At 55.4% G+C, this 15992-nt stretch carries 17 protein-coding genes; all 17 read left to right on the top strand.

The genetic code is table 11. The features are described from left to right. Positions 1 to 88 precede the first annotated feature (88 nt). Positions 89 to 2629, top strand: a complete 2541-nt coding sequence (locus G482_RS20905; protein ID WP_156905361.1) for a methyl-accepting chemotaxis protein — start codon at positions 89 to 91, stop codon at positions 2627 to 2629. A gap of 183 nt (positions 2630 to 2812) precedes the next feature. After that, positions 2813 to 3310 carry a low molecular weight protein-tyrosine-phosphatase gene (locus G482_RS0106625; protein ID WP_028449376.1) on the top strand — a complete coding sequence of 166 codons (498 nt, stop codon included), beginning with the start codon at positions 2813 to 2815 and terminating at the stop codon, positions 3308 to 3310. A gap of 238 nt (positions 3311 to 3548) precedes the next feature. After that, the gene (locus G482_RS0106620; RefSeq protein WP_034619136.1) at positions 3549 to 4118 is read left to right on the top strand and encodes a TMEM165/GDT1 family protein; all 570 of its coding nucleotides are present in this window, start codon (positions 3549 to 3551) and stop codon (positions 4116 to 4118) included. A gap of 122 nt (positions 4119 to 4240) precedes the next feature. Beyond that, positions 4241 to 5551: an NCS2 family permease gene (locus G482_RS0106615; RefSeq protein WP_028449374.1), complete on the top strand. Its 1311-nt coding sequence runs from the start codon at positions 4241 to 4243 to the stop codon at positions 5549 to 5551. Positions 5552 to 5566: 15 nt separating this feature from the next. Further along, entirely contained in the window at positions 5567 to 6127 is a 561-nt protein-coding gene (locus G482_RS0106610; protein ID WP_034619134.1) for an adenine phosphoribosyltransferase, read from the top strand. A 27-nt stretch (positions 6128 to 6154) separates the two neighbouring features. Then, entirely contained in the window at positions 6155 to 6703 is a 549-nt protein-coding gene (locus tag G482_RS0106605; protein WP_211227578.1) for a hypoxanthine-guanine phosphoribosyltransferase, read from the top strand. Positions 6704 to 6742: 39 nt separating this feature from the next. Next, positions 6743 to 8416 carry a magnesium transporter CorA family protein gene (locus G482_RS0106600; protein WP_034619132.1) on the top strand — a complete coding sequence of 558 codons (1674 nt, stop codon included), beginning with the start codon at positions 6743 to 6745 and terminating at the stop codon, positions 8414 to 8416. Positions 8417 to 8512: 96 nt separating this feature from the next. Continuing rightward, the gene (gene glyA / locus G482_RS0106595; RefSeq protein ID WP_028449370.1) at positions 8513 to 9760 is read left to right on the top strand and encodes a serine hydroxymethyltransferase; all 1248 of its coding nucleotides are present in this window, start codon (positions 8513 to 8515) and stop codon (positions 9758 to 9760) included. A 220-nt stretch (positions 9761 to 9980) separates the two neighbouring features. After that, positions 9981 to 10433: a transcriptional regulator NrdR gene (nrdR, locus tag G482_RS0106590; protein WP_028449369.1), complete on the top strand. Its 453-nt coding sequence runs from the start codon at positions 9981 to 9983 to the stop codon at positions 10431 to 10433. Beyond that, positions 10433 to 11569, top strand: coding sequence for a bifunctional diaminohydroxyphosphoribosylaminopyrimidine deaminase/5-amino-6-(5-phosphoribosylamino)uracil reductase RibD (gene ribD / locus G482_RS0106585; protein ID WP_028449368.1), 1137 nt, complete (start codon positions 10433 to 10435; stop codon positions 11567 to 11569). The genes nrdR and ribD overlap by 1 nt, the downstream gene beginning before the upstream one ends. Before the next feature lie 14 nt (positions 11570 to 11583). Beyond that, the gene (locus G482_RS20900) at positions 11584 to 11748 is read left to right on the top strand and encodes a YfgJ family double zinc ribbon protein (protein ID WP_084414500.1); all 165 of its coding nucleotides are present in this window, start codon (positions 11584 to 11586) and stop codon (positions 11746 to 11748) included. A 2-nt stretch (positions 11749 to 11750) separates the two neighbouring features. Beyond that, positions 11751 to 12371, top strand: coding sequence for a riboflavin synthase (locus tag G482_RS0106580; RefSeq protein WP_028449367.1), 621 nt, complete (start codon positions 11751 to 11753; stop codon positions 12369 to 12371). Then, positions 12368 to 13474 (top strand): bifunctional 3,4-dihydroxy-2-butanone-4-phosphate synthase/GTP cyclohydrolase II, encoded by a 1107-nt coding sequence (ribBA, locus tag G482_RS0106575; RefSeq protein ID WP_028449366.1) that lies wholly within the window; start codon positions 12368 to 12370, stop codon positions 13472 to 13474. Before G482_RS0106580 ends, ribBA begins: the two co-directional genes overlap by 4 nt. A 10-nt stretch (positions 13475 to 13484) precedes the next feature. Next, complete coding sequence (ribH, locus tag G482_RS0106570; protein ID WP_051258801.1) at positions 13485 to 13955, top strand: 6,7-dimethyl-8-ribityllumazine synthase; 471 nt, start codon at positions 13485 to 13487, stop codon at positions 13953 to 13955. A 35-nt stretch (positions 13956 to 13990) separates the two neighbouring features. Further along, the gene (nusB, locus tag G482_RS0106565) at positions 13991 to 14437 is read left to right on the top strand and encodes a transcription antitermination factor NusB (protein WP_034619224.1); all 447 of its coding nucleotides are present in this window, start codon (positions 13991 to 13993) and stop codon (positions 14435 to 14437) included. Between the two features lie 12 nt (positions 14438 to 14449). Next, the gene (gene thiL, locus G482_RS0106560) at positions 14450 to 15406 is read left to right on the top strand and encodes a thiamine-phosphate kinase (RefSeq protein WP_028449363.1); all 957 of its coding nucleotides are present in this window, start codon (positions 14450 to 14452) and stop codon (positions 15404 to 15406) included. A 27-nt stretch (positions 15407 to 15433) separates the two neighbouring features. Then, on the top strand, positions 15434 to 15943 hold the full coding sequence (locus tag G482_RS17620; RefSeq protein ID WP_211227576.1) for a phosphatidylglycerophosphatase A family protein: 510 nt from the start codon (positions 15434 to 15436) through the stop codon (positions 15941 to 15943). Positions 15944 to 15992: the final 49 nt, after the last annotated feature.

Below are 15992 nucleotides of genomic sequence, written 5' to 3'. Positions count from 1 at the left end.
ACTTTTGGCGGCGGCGCCCAAGAGGGCGGTCTAGCATGCAAACGTGCAGCCGCCTGACTGCGCTGAATGCTGCTTTGGGGAGATACTCATGTCACCGTCTCGAACACTGCGTGTGCGCACGCAACTAGGCCTTGGATTTGGCGTAATTTTGCTGCTGATGATTGTGATCGGCGCGATTGCCTTTAGCCGGCTGGATTTGCTGGATGAAAGCGTGAATAAAATGGTTAATGACCGTTATCCGAAAACGGTGCAGGCCAACGCCATCATCAATAATATGAACCTTGTTGCACGTTCAACGCGCAATTTAATGTTGATGACTGACCCCAATGAGTTATCCAAACAGCTAGAGCAAATTGCGCAGGCTCGTAAAGCGATCAGCGAAAATCTAGAAAAGCTAGATAGCACCGTCAAAAGTGAGCAAGGCCGCTTGCTGATGAAAGAGGTGACCTTGGCTCGCGGTGAATATGTGCAAGAGCTAGAAAAATTCATGCAGCTCTATCAAGAAAAACGCATCGATGAAGCCAAGGCATTATTGATCGGCTCGATGCGCGCCACACAGCTTAATTACATCGACAAAATTGATGCGCTCATTACTTATCAATCAGATTTAATGAAGTCGGAGGGGGCCGCGGCCGAGAAAATGGCCGAAAGTGCCAAAAATCAGATTTTGTATTTGTCCCTGGCCGCCATTGTGCTTGGCCTCGTGATTACCCGGCAGATCGTTAAGCGCTTGATGGCGCAGCTGGGCGGCGAGCCCAGCGATGCTGCGGCCGTCGCCTTAGCGGTGGCGGAGGGTAAAATTGATAATCCAATTCACTTGCAGCCGGGTGATCAGCGCAGCGTGATGTTTGCCATGCAGCAAATGCAGCAAACGATACAGGCCTTTATTGCCGAGCAAGCACGTATGGCCAGCGAGCATGACAAAGGGTGGATTAAGGAGCAAATGAATGCGGAAGCCTTTAAAGGCCGTTTCGGGCAAATGGCGACCGAGATCAACCAGCTAGTGAATTCGCACATCAGTGTGAAAATGCAAATTGTAGAGATTGTATCCGCCTATTCACGCGGTGATTTCAGCCAAGATATGGCGCGCCTACCCGGCGATAAAGCCAAGATCACGGCGGCGCTGGATCAAGTGAAAAACGCATTGCTCAGCATCAGCAGCGATATCAAAAAACTGGCAGCCGCCGGTGCACAAGGCGATTTCAGCCAGCGGGCTAGTGCCGAGCAATATCAGTTTATGTTCCGCGAGATGATCACCGATCTGAACTTGCTGATCGAGACCTGCGAGGTAGGGTTTAACGATGTGCTGCGCGTATCCAGCGCACTGGCGGCGGGGGATCTGAGCCAGACGATTACCAAAGACTATCCGGGTATGTTTGGGGCGACCAAAGCTGGCGTGAACCAAACTGTGGCCTCGCTCAATGCGATTGTGCAAGAAATCGAGCAAGTGGTCGAAGCCGCCGCCGAGCGGGGCGACTTTAGCCGGCGGCTTAGCCTTGAGCAAAAACAGGGCTATACCCGCCGCTTGAGTGAATTACTGAATCAGCTCTCTACTGTGACCGAAACCGGGCTGCGCGATGTCATGCGGGTGGCCAATGCCTTGGCGGGCGGCGATCTAACCCAGACCATTAGCAAAGATTATCCGGGACTGTTTGGCGAAACCAAGCTGGGGGTAAATACCACGGTCGAAAATCTGCAGCAGCTGGTGAGTGAGATTCAGGATGCCGGCATGGCCATTAATGCGGCAGCCAGTGAAATTGCCCAAGGTAATAGTGACTTGTCACGCCGTACCGAAGGTCAGGCCGCCAGCCTGGAAGAAACCGCGTCCAGCATGGAAGAAATTACCGGCACGGTGAAACAGAATGCCGACAATGCGCAAGTTGCCAGCAAACTCGCCCGCTCGTCGTCCGAAGTTGCCACCAAAGGCGCGCAAGTAGTCGGGCGAGTGGTGGAAACCATGAGCTCGATTAACGAATCGTCGCGTAAAATTGTCGACATCATTAGCGTAATTGATGGCATCGCATTCCAAACCAATATCTTGGCGCTGAATGCTGCGGTAGAGGCCGCCCGCGCTGGTGAGCAAGGCCGAGGCTTTGCCGTGGTGGCGGCCGAGGTGCGCAATCTGGCGCAGCGCTCAGCTTCGGCGGCTAAAGAGATCAAGCATCTGATCAATGATTCGGTTAGCAAAGTAGATGATGGTGCCAAATTGGTTGCCGAAGCCGGCAGCACCATGAGTGAAATTGAGTCGAGTATTCAGCGGGTCACCGACATCATGAGCGAGATCTCGGCCGCATCCGTCGAGCAAAGCGCCGGGATCGCCCAAATCAATCAGGCTGTCATTCAGATGGACGAAACCACCCAGCAAAATGCAGCGCTGGTGGAAGAAGCTTCGGCGGCCGCCGAGGCCTTACAAGAGCAAGCGCAAACCATGGCGCAGGCGATTGGCTCGTTTAAACTGAATCGCACTTCGCATATGCTGCTCAGCCGCAAACCGGTGGAGCCGGTACACAAACCGGTTCCGACCACAACGAGCGCTAAGGCAAGCAAACCGGTGAAACTGGCCAGCAAAAAGCCGGCCGCCATCAGCGTGCCACAGGCCAGCGAGGATGCAGATTGGGCTGAGTTTTAAGCAAAGTACGACATTAGCGTGACTTGATCTGGCGCTAGGCAAGTGTGGGTCAGATTGGTTAAGCTCATGTTTGGGGTGCAAGAAAGCCGCCTTGGGGCGGCTTTTCTATTTGTGGCGTTGGGTATTGCTCTATGATTATTTATTTGTATTGATTTCAAGCTTATACACTTAGGGGGTATATTGATGGGTCAAGCTTATTCTGTGCTGATGGTTTGCACTGGCAATATTTGTCGCAGCCCCACTGCCGATGGCGTGCTCCGGCAACTGGTGGCAGCGCAAGGGCTGCAAGATGTGGTCGAGGTCGATTCGGCCGGCACGTATGATTATCACGTGGGTGAGGCGCCGGACCGCAGAGCGCAGCAGCATGCGCGCAAGCGTGGCTATGATCTTTCCAATTTGCGGGCGCGACAGGTGGCCGGCAGCGACTTTAGTCGTTTTGATCTGATCTTGGCGATGGATAAAGGCCATTTTGCGGCTTTACGGCAGCGTTGTCCGGCTGAGTTTCAAAGCAAGATCCAGCTCTTTCTGGACTATGCCGCAGCGTTTCAGGAAGACGAGGTGCCCGATCCCTACTATGGCGGCGCCGAAGGCTTTGAACACGTGCTGGACTTGGTGGAGGACGGTTGCCGCGGGGTCTTGGCGCATGTGCAGCACCAACTAGCTGCTCGCACGCCAAGCTAATCGCGGCAAACCCCTACTTGTAAGGGGGCGGCGAAGGCTTTAAAATTCGATCTTCCTTCGGGGGAGTAATCGTCGGCCGATGCAGTGAGCCGAGCCTGAATCAACAAACTTGAAGCCCAGCGGCTTTATGGTTCAGGCAGTGACCCAGTGTCACCTGATGAGACCCGAGGTTATGCGCATGCTCAGAGGGTGGGCCGTGCGCCTAGCCTCGTGTCTTACGCCTGCCCTGGAGATGATGATGTTTGATGCTTTGTTAATTTCGACTGGAGTCGTAGCGATTGCAGAGATGGGCGATAAAACCCAGCTGCTGTCCTTGATTCTGGCGGCCAAATTCCGACGCCCGCTACCGATTGTTGCGGGCATTTTTGTTGCTACCGTGCTGAATCACTTTGCGGCGGGGTGGATCGGACAGCAGGTGGCCGGGCTCATTTCGGCGGATGTGCTACGCTGGGTCGTTGGGATCGGCTTTTTGGCGATTGCTGCCTGGGCACTTATCCCGGACGAAATGGATGAAGAGGAGGCAACGGTGAAACCGTATGGCGCCTTCTTGGCAACCTGTGTGGCCTTCTTTTTGGCCGAAATGGGTGATAAAACGCAAATTGCTACCGTGGCGCTGGCCGTAAAATATCAGCCGCTGTGGCAGGTGGTGTTTGGCACTACCATCGGCATGATGCTGGCCAATGTGCCCGCCGTGTATCTGGGCGATTGGATTGCCAAGCGCATGCATGTGCTGCGTATGGTGCGCTTTGTGGCCGCCGCGATTTTTGCGCTGATTGGTGTGTTGGCACTGGTCGGTTTCGGGCAGTAAAGCCCGGTTTGCAGTGAGATGCCGATACGAGCCGGCAGGTGTGGTTGCACCTGCCGGCTCGTATTTGTATTTAAAGCAACGTGCGTATGCACGATAACATCAACTTAGTTTGGGGAAGAGTCATGCTGGATGCTTTTTTTAAGCTCAAAGAGCATGGGACGAGTGTTAAGACCGAGGTGATTGCCGGGTTTACGACATTCCTGACCATGGCCTACATCGTATTTGTTAATCCGGCGATCTTGTCGATTACCGGGATGGACTTTAATGCGGTGTTCGTCGCCACGTGTTTGGCGGCAGCGCTGGGTACGGCGATCATGGGTCTGGTGGCCAATTATCCTATCGCTTTGGCGCCAGGCATGGGTCTGAATGCCTATTTTACCTTTACCGTGGTAAAAGGCATGGGCATGAGCTGGCAAACCGCGCTGGGTGCCGTGTTTGTGTCTGGCCTGATCTTCCTCGTGGTGAGTTTGTTTAAAGTGCGGGAAGCGCTGGTCAATGCAATTCCGCATTCGCTCAAGCTGGCGATTTCGGCCGGTGTGGGTATGTTTCTCGCCATCATCGCGCTGAAGAACGCCGGTGTGGTGGTGGATCATCCGGCCACTTTGGTTACGCTGGGCAACCTGGCTGATCCAAAAGTGCTGCTCGCGATCTTGGGTTTCTTCCTGATTGTGGCGCTGGAATATCGCCGTGTACCAGGCTCGATCATCATTGGTGTGCTGGCGGTTACCGTACTGGCTATTGCCATGGGCTTGCAAGAGTTCAAAGGCGTGTTCGCCCCAATTCCATCGCTGGCCCCTACCTTTATGCAGATGGACTTTAGTGCCTTGATGACGCCGGCGGGCATCTTTAATGGCGCGCTGCTGGGGGTGATTTTTGTCTTCTTCTTTGTTGATCTGTTTGATACTACCGGTACGCTGGTTGGCGTATCGCACCGCGCCGGCTTGCTGGATAAAGATGGCAAATTGCCGCGCCTGAAAAAAGCGCTGTTGGCTGATTCGGTAGCCATCACTGCGGGTGCCGCTTTGGGTACTTCTTCGACCACGGCCTATATCGAATCTGCCGCGGGTACGGCGGTAGGTGGTCGCACTGGTCTGACTGCCGTTGTAGTGGCCGTGCTGTTTATGCTGGCGCTGTTCCTGTCGCCACTGGCGGCGTCGGTGCCAGCGTATGCGACTGCGCCTGCGCTGTGCTACGTAGCGGTGCTGATGAGTCGTGGCCTAGCGGAAATCAATTGGGATGATCTGACTGAATCTGCGCCGGCGGTCATGACGGCACTGGCGATGCCTTTCACGTTCTCGATTGCCGATGGTATTGCATTTGGCTTTATTAGCTATGTGGCCATCAAAGCATTGGCCGGCCGCTTTAAAGATTTGAGCCTGGCGGTGGTGATTATTGCTGCATTGTGGGTGGTGAAGTTCGCCCTGTTCCACTAAAACGGAGTCTAAGCCATGACTAAACCCGTGTCTGAGCTGCCATACGCCGACTACATTCGTGAGCGGATTCGTACGGTACCGAACTGGCCGCAAGAAGGGGTGATGTTTCGCGACATTACGCCCTTGCTGCAAGACCCGAAAACCTTTCGCCTGCTGGTTGATATCTTTGTGCATCGCTACATGGATCAGCAGCTGGATGTGGTTGCCGGGGTTGATGCACGCGGGTTTATCTTGGGGGCGGTGGTGGCTTATGAGCTGAATCTGGGCTTTGTGCCCGTTCGCAAGAAGGGTAAGTTGCCATTTGACACAATTGCCGAGGAATATGAGCTGGAGTATGGTTCTGCCACCGTAGAACTACACGCTGACGCTTGTAAAGCCGGTGATCGCGTGTTGTTGATTGATGATCTGGTCGCCACTGGCGGCACCATGATTGCGGCGGCCAATTTGCTGCGGCGGATTGGTGCCAATGTGGTTGAGGCCGCAGCCATTGTTGATCTGCCTGAGCTGGGCGGATCGCAATTGGTGCGTCAACAAGGGATCGAGTTGTTTACTGTGTGTGATTTTGCCGGGCATTAAGCCTGGGTAGAGGAAAGAATTGTGACGATGGAATTGCCAGAGGCACGTACGATTTTAGATAACGCCGATTGTCTGCATCCGGAGAGCGAAGTAGTGGCTGCGCTGGATCGCATGGGGCAAGAGATGTGTGCCGCTTTGGCGCACACCAATCCGGTGGTGTATACCGTATTGAACGGTGGTTTGATTGTGGCTGGGCATTTGCTGCCACGATTGAAATTTCCGCTGGAAATGGCGTATCTGCATGCCACCCGTTATCGTCACGAAACTTCCGGTGGCGAGCTGGACTGGAAAGTGAAGCCGCGCGAAGACATGCGTGGCCGCACGGTGGTCATCGTTGACGATATTCTGGATGAAGGCCACACACTGGCTGCCATTGTTGACTACTGCAAGCAGCAGGGCGCGAGTGCTGTGCACGTGGCCGTGCTGATCGATAAAAAACACAATCGCAAAGCCGAAGGTATCAAGGCTGATTTTGTGGGCCTAGAGGTGGAAGATCGTTTCCTCTTCGGTTGCGGGATGGATTACCAGGGTTACTGGCGCAATACGCTGGCTATCTACGCCGTGAAAGGCTTGTAAGCCAGCTGCCATGCCGGTTCCCCGTGCGGGAGAATTGGCATGGCCCCAACTAGCGATATTCTCGTCCGGCATTTTCGCCAGATTCTGATCTGGCCTCTGCAATTAATGCCGATGTCCCACCTGCCTGGCGAACTCAAGGCCATGGGGCGGCAGTGGGAAATCTTGCAGTGCGCAGCCAGTGAAGGCTCGCCGTGGCAACCTCGCGCCACCGAATTCGATGCTTCCCCTGAACAATTTGAAGAGCGGCACTACCGCGAATTCATCACCTTTTTGCCTTATGTGCAGCGGTTTTTGTATGGCGAACAGGTCAGTATGGCTGGCGATATTGCCAGCTATGGTCGTTCTCCCTTGCATGTTTTTCGCCGAAGCGACATTCAGCAGGTGTTGATGGTGTTCAAAGATGGCGCTACGCATCATTTCAAAGTGGCGCACATCGATCTGTATTTCTTTTATGACGTCGATGTCGTGATTCTAGCGTTTGAGATCATGGGCAATGACCTGCCGCTGCGCCGGGTGCAAGATGCCTTGTTCCGCTTTGGTCGCGCCTATCCTGCGCAATGGGATGGTCCGCGCGAGGCGGCCAATTGCTTGCGTAAAGTCGCGTGGCTAGATGCGGATGGCGAAGTGCTGGCGGAATCCGACTATGAAGAGCGGCAGGCCTATCTGAGCCATATGGGTCAATATCGTGCGCCGCGTATGGCCGAACACTGGGCGTATTTACTCAACCCCTTAGTGCCGCATCATTCTGGCCTTGAGGGAGAAGTGCGCTACCGCCAGATTGAATACCATCGCATGCCACTGATGGCGTATATCGCGGTGGATGATCCGTTTGCGCTGCGGGATGAAGATTTTTATGCGCTAGGAACGGTCGGAAAACCTAGCGAAGATCAGATTTTGCCCCTTACGCCGAAACTGCTGGCTGATTTTGAAGCTGACTGTTGCTTTGATCGCTTCTGGGCGCCCGAGCAGCGCCATCGCTCAGCCTCAACCCGCATGATGTGCTCTGGGCATGCTTTTATTATGGTGGGGCAGCATGGCAACGAGTTTTACAGTAATCCGTATACCGGCGTGCTGGGGCAGTTTCGCCACCAGCACTTTCTGTTGGTGCTGATTGCGCATTTTCATAAATCGGCTTTGCTTTTGTTTTCTGATCGGATGGCGGCGGCGCTGTCGGCACTCAATTTAAAAGACCCGCTGTCGATTCGGCACTTTAAGCGTGAAATCCGCTTATTGCTGGAGAGTTTTTTGCGCTTTAACCAGCGCTACTGGTTTCGCGAGGTCTCGCATCAAATCGTTTCCAGCCAGTTGTTTGGCATGATGAATCGCCACCTTGATACTGTGCGCCAACATGAAGAAGTCCGTGAATCGGTGCAGAGTATGAATCAGTACCTTGAAAACGATGATTTGCGCCGGCAGGCCGATACCGTGGTGCGCCTCACGGTGGTGACTATCTTTGGTTTGTTGGGTACCACCATCACCGGTTTTCTCGGCATGAATCTATTTGATTTGGCCGCCGAATCGGGGTGGATGAAATTGCTGTATTTTGCCGCGGTGTCGCTGCCAACCGCAGGGCTGATTTTTTATACCGTAGCGCGCTCAAAGAGTTTGTCCGAGTTTCTGGATGCCATGTCCGATGAGCGGGTGAGCAATAAGCAAGCTTTCGTCGCGCTGCGCAACGTCTGGCGCAAAAAGAAAGCCCAGCCGCCGGTATGAAAATCTTGCATGGCAGCCTGACTGGAGCGCATCTCGCTTTGCGCTAAGTCATGGTAGAATTACCTATCTTTTAACGGCCACGGATGCTTCCCGCTCATGTTCTCGAAGTCACAAACCATTGCCCAGTATGATCCAGAACTCGCTGCTGCCATTGCCGGCGAAGTCGTGCGTCAGCACGAACACATCGAGCTGATCGCTTCGGAAAACTACACCAGCCCAGCCGTGATGGAAGCGCAGGGCTCGCAGCTGACCAATAAATACGCGGAAGGCTATCCTGGCAAACGTTTCTACGGCGGTTGCGAGCACGTGGACGTGATCGAGCAACTGGCCATCGATCGCATCAAAGCGCTATTTGGTGCTGAATACGCTAATGTGCAGCCACATTCTGGCTCGCAAGCTAACCAGGCTGTGTACTTCTCGATCCTGAAGCCGGGCGACACCGTAATGGGTATGAACCTCGGTCATGGCGGTCACCTGACGCATGGTTCGCCAGCTAATCTTTCCGGCAAATTGTTCAACATCGTGGCCTACGGTCTGAACGAAAACGAAGAAATCGATTACGACGATATGGAGCGCGTAGCGCTGGAAACCAAGCCAAAACTGCTGATCGGTGGTGCTTCGGCCTATGCACTGCGTTTTGACTGGGCGCGTATGCGTGAAATCGCCAACAAAGTCGGTGCCTACTTCATGGTGGATATGGCTCACTATGCCGGTCTGATCGCGGCGGGCGTGTATCCAAACCCTGTGCCACATGCGCACTTCGTGACCTCAACTACCCACAAAACCCTGCGTGGCCCACGTGGCGGTATCATTCTGGCGAAAGCTGAATTTGAAAAGAGCCTGAATTCAAACGTGTTCCCAACACTGCAAGGCGGCCCGCTGATGCACGTGATTGCGGCCAAAGCCGTGGCCTTTAAAGAAGCTGCGACACCTGAATTCAAAGCTTACCAAGCGCAAGTACTGAAAAACGCTGCAGCAATGGCCAAAACTCTGGCTGAGCGTGGTCTGCGCATTATTTCTGGTCGCACCGAGTCGCACGTATTCCTGGTTGATCTGCGCCCGAAAAACCTGACTGGTAAAGCTGCTGACGCCTTCTTGGGCAAAGCGCACATTACCGTGAACAAAAATGCGATCCCGAATGACCCAGAAAGCCCATTCGTGACTTCAGGTATCCGTATCGGTGCGCCAGCGATTACTACCCGCGGCTTTAAGGAAGAAGAGGCGATTCAAGTCGCTAATCTGATCGCCGATGTGCTGGATAATCCAGAAGACGAAGCCAATATCGCCGCAGTGGCCGCGAAAGTAAAAGCGCTGACCGCGCGCTTCCCGGTTTACGGCGACTAAGCTTTAGCGGTACTCAGCAAACAGGTGGCGCCGCTGCGCCACCTTTTTCTATTTACAGAGCAAACAATTCACTTTTTGCGTGCTCTAGGGTATATCCCGAATCTTGTTTTATCACAAGCTTTGGCACCATATACCTACTCGGTGTATTTGGGGTGCTTGTATTTTGCGCCGCAGCACTGATCTAATTGATGTTCTTTGTTGATCTTTACGGGGTTCGTGCATGAAGTGCCCATTTTGTGGTTCACCTGATACGCAGGTGGTTGATTCGCGAGTATCCGACGAAGGGGATGTTGTGCGTCGCCGGCGTCGTTGCGCGATCTGCGATAAGCGCTTTACCACCTACGAAACCGCCGAAGTCCGTATGCCGCAGGTGGTGAAACAAACTGGCCAGCGGGTTGAGTTTGATCGCGAAAAAGTACGCACCAGTTTCCTGCGCGCCCTGCATAAACGGCCGGTCCCCACGCCGCTGGTGGACGAAGCCATTTCCCGCATTATTCAACGTGTCCTCACCATCGGTGAGCGTGAAATCATGTCCCGTCAGATCGGTGAGATGGTGATCGCTGAGCTCGCCAAGTTGGATAAAGTCGCCTATATCCGCTTCGCCTCGGTCTATCGTTCCTTCCAGGATGTGGAAGACTTCCGCGATGTGATTCGCGAAGTGAGCAAGCAATAATGAGTTTTTCCGCCTTTGATCAGGCCATGATGGCCAAAGCGCTGCAAGTGGCAGCGCAAGGTGCCGCACTTACGAGCCCGAACCCATGTGTGGGCGCAGTGATTGTGGCCGGTGAAGACATCATCGGCTACGGTCATAGCCAGGCAGCCGGCGGCGCGCATGCCGAAATCATGGCATTGAAAATGGCCAAGGCCAAAGCGCCGGGCCAATTAGTTGGCGCAACGGCCTATGTCACTCTCGAACCTTGCAGCCATTTTGGCCGTACCCCGCCGTGCGCCAATGCGCTGATTGGGGCTGGCATCGACCGCGTCATCGCCGCTTTGCGTGACCCCAATCCTTTGGTGGCCGGGCAGGGCTTGGCGCGACTGGCCAACCATGGCATTGAAGTGGCCCATGGCTTGCTGGCCGAGCAGGCGCGCGAGCTACACAAGGGTTTTCTCAGCCGCATGATCCGCCAGCGCCCGTGGGTTACGGTTAAATTGGCCGCGAGCTTAGACGGCCGCATTGCCCTAGAAAACGGACAATCCCAATGGATTACCGGCGCCGAGGCGCGGCTGGATGTACAGCGTTTGCGCGCGCAAGCCTGTGCCGTGCTTACTGGTGTTGGTACGGTGCTGGCCGATGATCCGCAGCTGAATGTGCGCGAGCTGGCAGTAAGCCGGCAGCCGCAGCGGGTGGTGCTCGATAGCCGAGGTCGTACGCCGCATGCCGCGAAAGTGCTCACCAGCAGCGGTGGTTACACCCATGTGCTCAGTGGCGCTGGCCCCGCGGAGCTACAGCATTTTCACAGTGAGCAATCCTGTGCCGTGCAGTTGCCGCTGCGCGACGGCGAACTCGACCTGCATGCCGCCATGGCATATCTGGGGCAGCAAGGCTTTAATCAGGTCTTGGTCGAGGCGGGCGGTACGCTGGTAGGCGCTTTGCTGCAGGCAGGTTTGGTGGATGAGATCATCCTTTATCAGGCGATGTCCTTGCTGGGCAAAGGGCGCGGCATGGCCGACTTTACCTTGAGCGACTTGGCTGATCAGCACCGCCTGACGCTACTGGAACAACGCCGCGTGGGCGCAGATCAGCGCCTGACCTTGCGTATGACACAGCCGCACATCGCCTTTGCCCAAGCCACCGCGGTGGCTTAAGCCGGAGCCTTATCATGACTGAATCAACGACCCTGCGTTGCCCCGATTGTGGCCAAGCCCTTGAGATTCTCGCTGCCTGTGGCGCGAAAAGTTATTTCTGCAATCACTGTAATGAACTGAAATCTTCGCAACGGGTGAAGGAGGCTAATCCGGCCCAATTCACCGCACCTAAGGACTAAACATGTTTACCGGCATTATTCAGGCCATCGGGCAGATCGAAGCAGTGGACGCCTTTGACGGGGGCGTACGCCTCACCGTGGATGCAGGCGAATTGGACCTTTCCAATGTAGTACTGGGGGATAGTATTGCTCACAACGGCGCATGCATGACCGTGATTGAGCAGATACCCCCGCGCAAATACAAAATTGATGTTTCCAATGAATCGCTGCGCTGTACGGTTGGCCTAGATCGGCCGGGCCCGGTGAACCTGGAAAAAGCCATGCGCTTAGGCGACATGTTGGGTGGGCATATGGTGTCCGGTCACGTGGATGGTGTTGGCACCGTGCTGGCGTTTGATCCGGTCGGCGAAAATCGCCTGCTGCGCATTGCTGCTCCGGCCACGCTGGCGCGTTATCTTGCCGTGAAGGGCTCGGTGGTGGTCAATGGCGTCTCGCTCACCACCAATACCGTGCGTGATACAGCCGCAGGTTGCGAATTTGAAATCAATCTAATCCCGCACACCTTGTCGGTGACCACGCTTGGCCAGCTGCAAGCTGGCGCGCAGGTAAATCTCGAAATCGACCTGATAGCCCGCTATGTTGAACGGATGGTATCGCTCGAGCAGCAAGGGAGCGCCGCATGAGCCAGATTGCCCCGGTACAAGAAATCATCGCCGAGCTAAAAGCCGGCCGCATGGTGGTGTTGGTGGATGAAGAAGATCGCGAAAATGAAGGCGATCTGGTCTTGGCTGCGGATTTTGTGACGCCCGAGGCGATCAACTTCATGGCCAAATATGGCCGTGGTTTGGTCTGCCTGACGCTAACCCCCGAGCGCTGCAAGCTGCTGAATCTCACCACCATGGTGCAGAGCAATGGCTCGTCGTTTGGCACTAATTTTACCGCTTCGATTGAAGCCGCCGAAGGCGTCAGCACGGGGATTTCCGCGCATGACCGCGCGCTGACTATCCGCAAAGCGGTGGCATTTGATGCCAAGGCTGCCGATGTAGTTTCACCCGGGCATGTTTTCCCGGTCATGGCGCAACCCGGCGGGGTTTTGGTGCGCGCCGGGCACACCGAAGCTGGCTGTGATCTGGCCATGATGGCGGGCTTAACGCCTGCGTCGGTGATCTGCGAGATCATGAACGACGATGGCACCATGGCGCGCCTGCCAGAGCTATTGGAATTCGCGGCGCAGCATGGCCTGAAAATCGGCACCATCGCAGATCTGATTAATTACCGCAGCCGCACCGAATCATTGGTTGAATGCGTGGGCCGGCGCCCCGTGCGCACCTTTGCCGGCGAATTCGAGCTGGCGGTTTATCGCGATAAACTCACCAAATCGACGCATCTGGCGCTGGTAAAAGGTCAGCCTTGCCCCACAGAAGAAACCTTGGTGCGGGTGCATGAGCCTGCCTCGCTTATGGATTGGCTGGATCTGGATGGACGCCGGCATTCTTGGTCGGTGGAGGCGAGCTTGCAGGCCATCAATCAGGCCGGTAAAGGCGTGATGATCTTGCTGCATCGCACTGAATCTGGCGAAGACCTGCTTGCCCGCGCCTTGCCAGAACTGCAGCTGAATAAAACCCAGAAATGGGATATGCGCACCTATGGGATTGGCGCACAAATGCTGAAAGACTTAGGCGTGGGCGCCATGCGCTTGATGTCGCCTGAGCGCAAAATTCCGAGCATGACCGGTTTTGGATTGGAAATCACCGGTTTTGCCCAACCCGAATCAATAAAAGACTAAAGGATCAATCATGAGCGTACCTGCAGGTATTCAGCAAATTGCCTCGAATCTGAATGGCCAAGGCATGAAAATTGGCGTGGTCATGAGCCGTTTTAATACACCGGTGTGCGAAGGCTTGCGCGACAACTGCCTGGATGAACTGGTGAAACTGGGCGTAGCGCCCGCCGATATCGTGCTGGGCAGTGTGGCCGGCGCGCTGGAAATTCCGGTGGTACTGCAAAAGATGGCCAATAGCGGCCGTTACGATGCGCTAATCGCGCTGGGAGCGATTATTCGCGGTGAAACTTACCATTTTGAACTGGTGGCCAATGAATCCGGTGCGGGTGTAACGCGCATTACGCTAGATAGCAAAATGCCGATCGCCAACTGCATTCTGACCACCGAAAACGACGAACAGGCCGAAGTGCGTGTTGTAGAAAAAGCGCGCGAAGCCGCGCGTGTTGCGGTAGAAACCGCTAATTTGTTAAAGGCAGTAGCATGAGCGAAGAACAAAAAGCCCCGGCCAAAAAAGGCCCAATGAAATCCGCCCGCCGCCGGGCGCGTGAGTTTGCGGTGCAAGGGGTATACCAATACCTGATGAGTCACGAAACCGTGAACAACATCGACCTGTATCTGCGCTCGAGCAGCACCTATTTTGGCAAAGCCGATGCCAATCTGTATCGCGCAATTTTGTTCGGCGTAATTAAAGATGCCGCCAGCCTGACCAAGGCCATCGAGCCGCATGTGGATCGCCCGCTGGAAGAAGTGAGTACCGTGGAGCTGGCCGTGCTGTATACGGGCGCCTTCGAGATTATCTCGATGCCAGAAACCCCATACCCGGTCATCATCAACGAAGCCATTGAGCTCACCAAAACTTACGGCGGCTCAGATGGCCACCGCTTTGTGAATGGTGTGCTGGATAAAGTGGCCGAGCAAGTGCGCGCCGAAGAGTTTGCCGCGATTCGCGCCAAACGTCAGGGCTAACGAGGGTGCGGTTTGAACGAGTTTGATCTGATTCGCCAGTATTTCACTCGCCCCACACCGCGGGCGGTGGTGGGGATTGGCGATGACGCCGCGCTACTTAGCCTCAGCCCCGGACATCAGCTGGCCGTGTCAGCAGATATGTTGGTGGCCGGCCGACATTTTTTTGCCGATGCCGACCCCGAGCGGCTAGGGCACAAAGCCTTGGCGGTCAATCTATCTGATCTGGCTGCCATGGGGGCCAAGCCCAGCTGGTTTACGCTCTCGCTGGCCTTGCCCAGCGTCGATGCCGACTGGCTGGCCGCCTTTAGCCGCGGCATGTTTGCCTTGGCCGATGCGCATGGGATCGAGCTGGTGGGGGGCGATACTACCAAGGGCCCGTTGACCATTGCGATCCAGATCGCTGGCGAAGTGGAAATTGGTGCCCGTATGCTGCGCTCACAGGCGCAGCTAGGGGATGATATCTGGGTGAGTGGGCCATTGGGCGCGGCTGCCGCGGCGGTGATGTATCGCACCGGGCGAGTCAATCTAGCGGCTGAAGTCGCGGCGCGCTGTGATCTGCGACTGGATTTACCGCAACCGCGTGTGGCCTTAGGCCGGGCGATCCGCCCCCTGGTGCATGCGGCGATGGATATTTCTGATGGCCTAGCAGGTGATCTGCGGCATATTTGCCAGCGCTCGCAGTGCGGGGCCAGAATTGAAGTTGACGCAGTGCCTGCCGCCCCCGAATTGGCTGCTTTACCTGCCGAGCTGGCTTTGGAAGCCAAACTCGCCGGTGGCGATGATTACGAGCTACTCTTTACTGCCCCCGCCAGCGCTCGCGCGCAATTGGCCGCCATTGGCCAGGACCTAGGCTTGGCGCTTAGCCGGATCGGGCAGATTACCGCGGCCTCAGGCGTGCAGTTTGTGGATGCCGCTGGGGAAACTCTGGAGTTGGGCTTGGGTGGCTTTGATCATTTTCGCGCCCCCTAAAGCCGCTGAGCACAGTTTGAGATGACGATGACGCAGGATAAAAAACAGCCGCCATTACTAACGCCCGATTGGGCGTTTTTAATGCGCCATCCCGCCCACTGGCTGGCCTTTGGCTTTGGCGCTGGACTGGCTCGGCGCGCGCCGGGCACTTGGGGCACGCTGGTGGCCTTGCCGCTATTTGCGCTTTTGCATATCTGGTTGCCAGCACCGATTATTTTTGCCTTATGTTGGCCCTTATTTGCGGCAGGTATCTGGTTTTGTGAGGTCACAGGCCGGGCCCTTGGTGTCAGTGATTATGGCGGCATCGTCTGGGACGAGATCGTGGCCATGTTGATGGTGCTGTGTTTTGCTCCGGAGAGCTGGCTGGGCTGGCTGATGGCTTTTGCGCTGTTTCGCTTATTTGATATCGTCAAACCCTGGCCCATTCGCTGGTGTGATCACCAGATCAAAGGTGGCTTGGGCGTGATGGTGGACGACATTTTGGCCGCCGCGATGGCGATCGCCGTATTGCTGGTGATTGGCCCCTGGATTTCTTAATGGGTATAGCTCTGCGACCATTTTCTAGTAATGGCTCTGGCTTAATACC

Source organism: Chitinibacter tainanensis DSM 15459 (assembly GCF_000429785.1).
GTDB classification, from domain to species: domain Bacteria; phylum Pseudomonadota; class Gammaproteobacteria; order Burkholderiales; family Chitinibacteraceae; genus Chitinibacter; species Chitinibacter tainanensis.
Note: the sequence above shows the minus strand (reverse complement) of the source record. Positions and strands in the feature narration are given on the sequence as shown.

Excerpts from the sequence above, each read along its gene's own strand:
- G482_RS20905 (WP_156905361.1), top strand. The coding sequence starts at position 89 with ATGTCACCGTCTCGAACACTGCGTGTGCGCACGCAACTAGGCCTTGGA.
- G482_RS0106625 (WP_028449376.1), top strand. The coding sequence starts at position 2,813 with ATGGGTCAAGCTTATTCTGTGCTGATGGTTTGCACTGGCAATATTTGT.
- G482_RS0106620 (WP_034619136.1), top strand. The coding sequence starts at position 3,549 with ATGTTTGATGCTTTGTTAATTTCGACTGGAGTCGTAGCGATTGCAGAG.
- G482_RS0106615 (WP_028449374.1), top strand. The coding sequence starts at position 4,241 with ATGCTGGATGCTTTTTTTAAGCTCAAAGAGCATGGGACGAGTGTTAAG.
- G482_RS0106610 (WP_034619134.1), top strand. The coding sequence starts at position 5,567 with ATGACTAAACCCGTGTCTGAGCTGCCATACGCCGACTACATTCGTGAG.
- G482_RS0106605 (WP_211227578.1), top strand. The coding sequence starts at position 6,155 with ATGGAATTGCCAGAGGCACGTACGATTTTAGATAACGCCGATTGTCTG.
- G482_RS0106600 (WP_034619132.1), top strand. The coding sequence starts at position 6,743 with ATGGCCCCAACTAGCGATATTCTCGTCCGGCATTTTCGCCAGATTCTG.
- glyA (WP_028449370.1), top strand. The coding sequence starts at position 8,513 with ATGTTCTCGAAGTCACAAACCATTGCCCAGTATGATCCAGAACTCGCT.
- nrdR (WP_028449369.1), top strand. The coding sequence starts at position 9,981 with ATGAAGTGCCCATTTTGTGGTTCACCTGATACGCAGGTGGTTGATTCG.
- ribD (WP_028449368.1), top strand. The coding sequence starts at position 10,433 with ATGAGTTTTTCCGCCTTTGATCAGGCCATGATGGCCAAAGCGCTGCAA.
- G482_RS20900 (WP_084414500.1), top strand. The coding sequence starts at position 11,584 with ATGACTGAATCAACGACCCTGCGTTGCCCCGATTGTGGCCAAGCCCTT.
- G482_RS0106580 (WP_028449367.1), top strand. The coding sequence starts at position 11,751 with ATGTTTACCGGCATTATTCAGGCCATCGGGCAGATCGAAGCAGTGGAC.
- ribBA (WP_028449366.1), top strand. The coding sequence starts at position 12,368 with ATGAGCCAGATTGCCCCGGTACAAGAAATCATCGCCGAGCTAAAAGCC.
- ribH (WP_051258801.1), top strand. The coding sequence starts at position 13,485 with ATGAGCGTACCTGCAGGTATTCAGCAAATTGCCTCGAATCTGAATGGC.
- nusB (WP_034619224.1), top strand. The coding sequence starts at position 13,991 with ATGAAATCCGCCCGCCGCCGGGCGCGTGAGTTTGCGGTGCAAGGGGTA.
- G482_RS17620 (WP_211227576.1), top strand. The coding sequence starts at position 15,434 with ATGACGCAGGATAAAAAACAGCCGCCATTACTAACGCCCGATTGGGCG.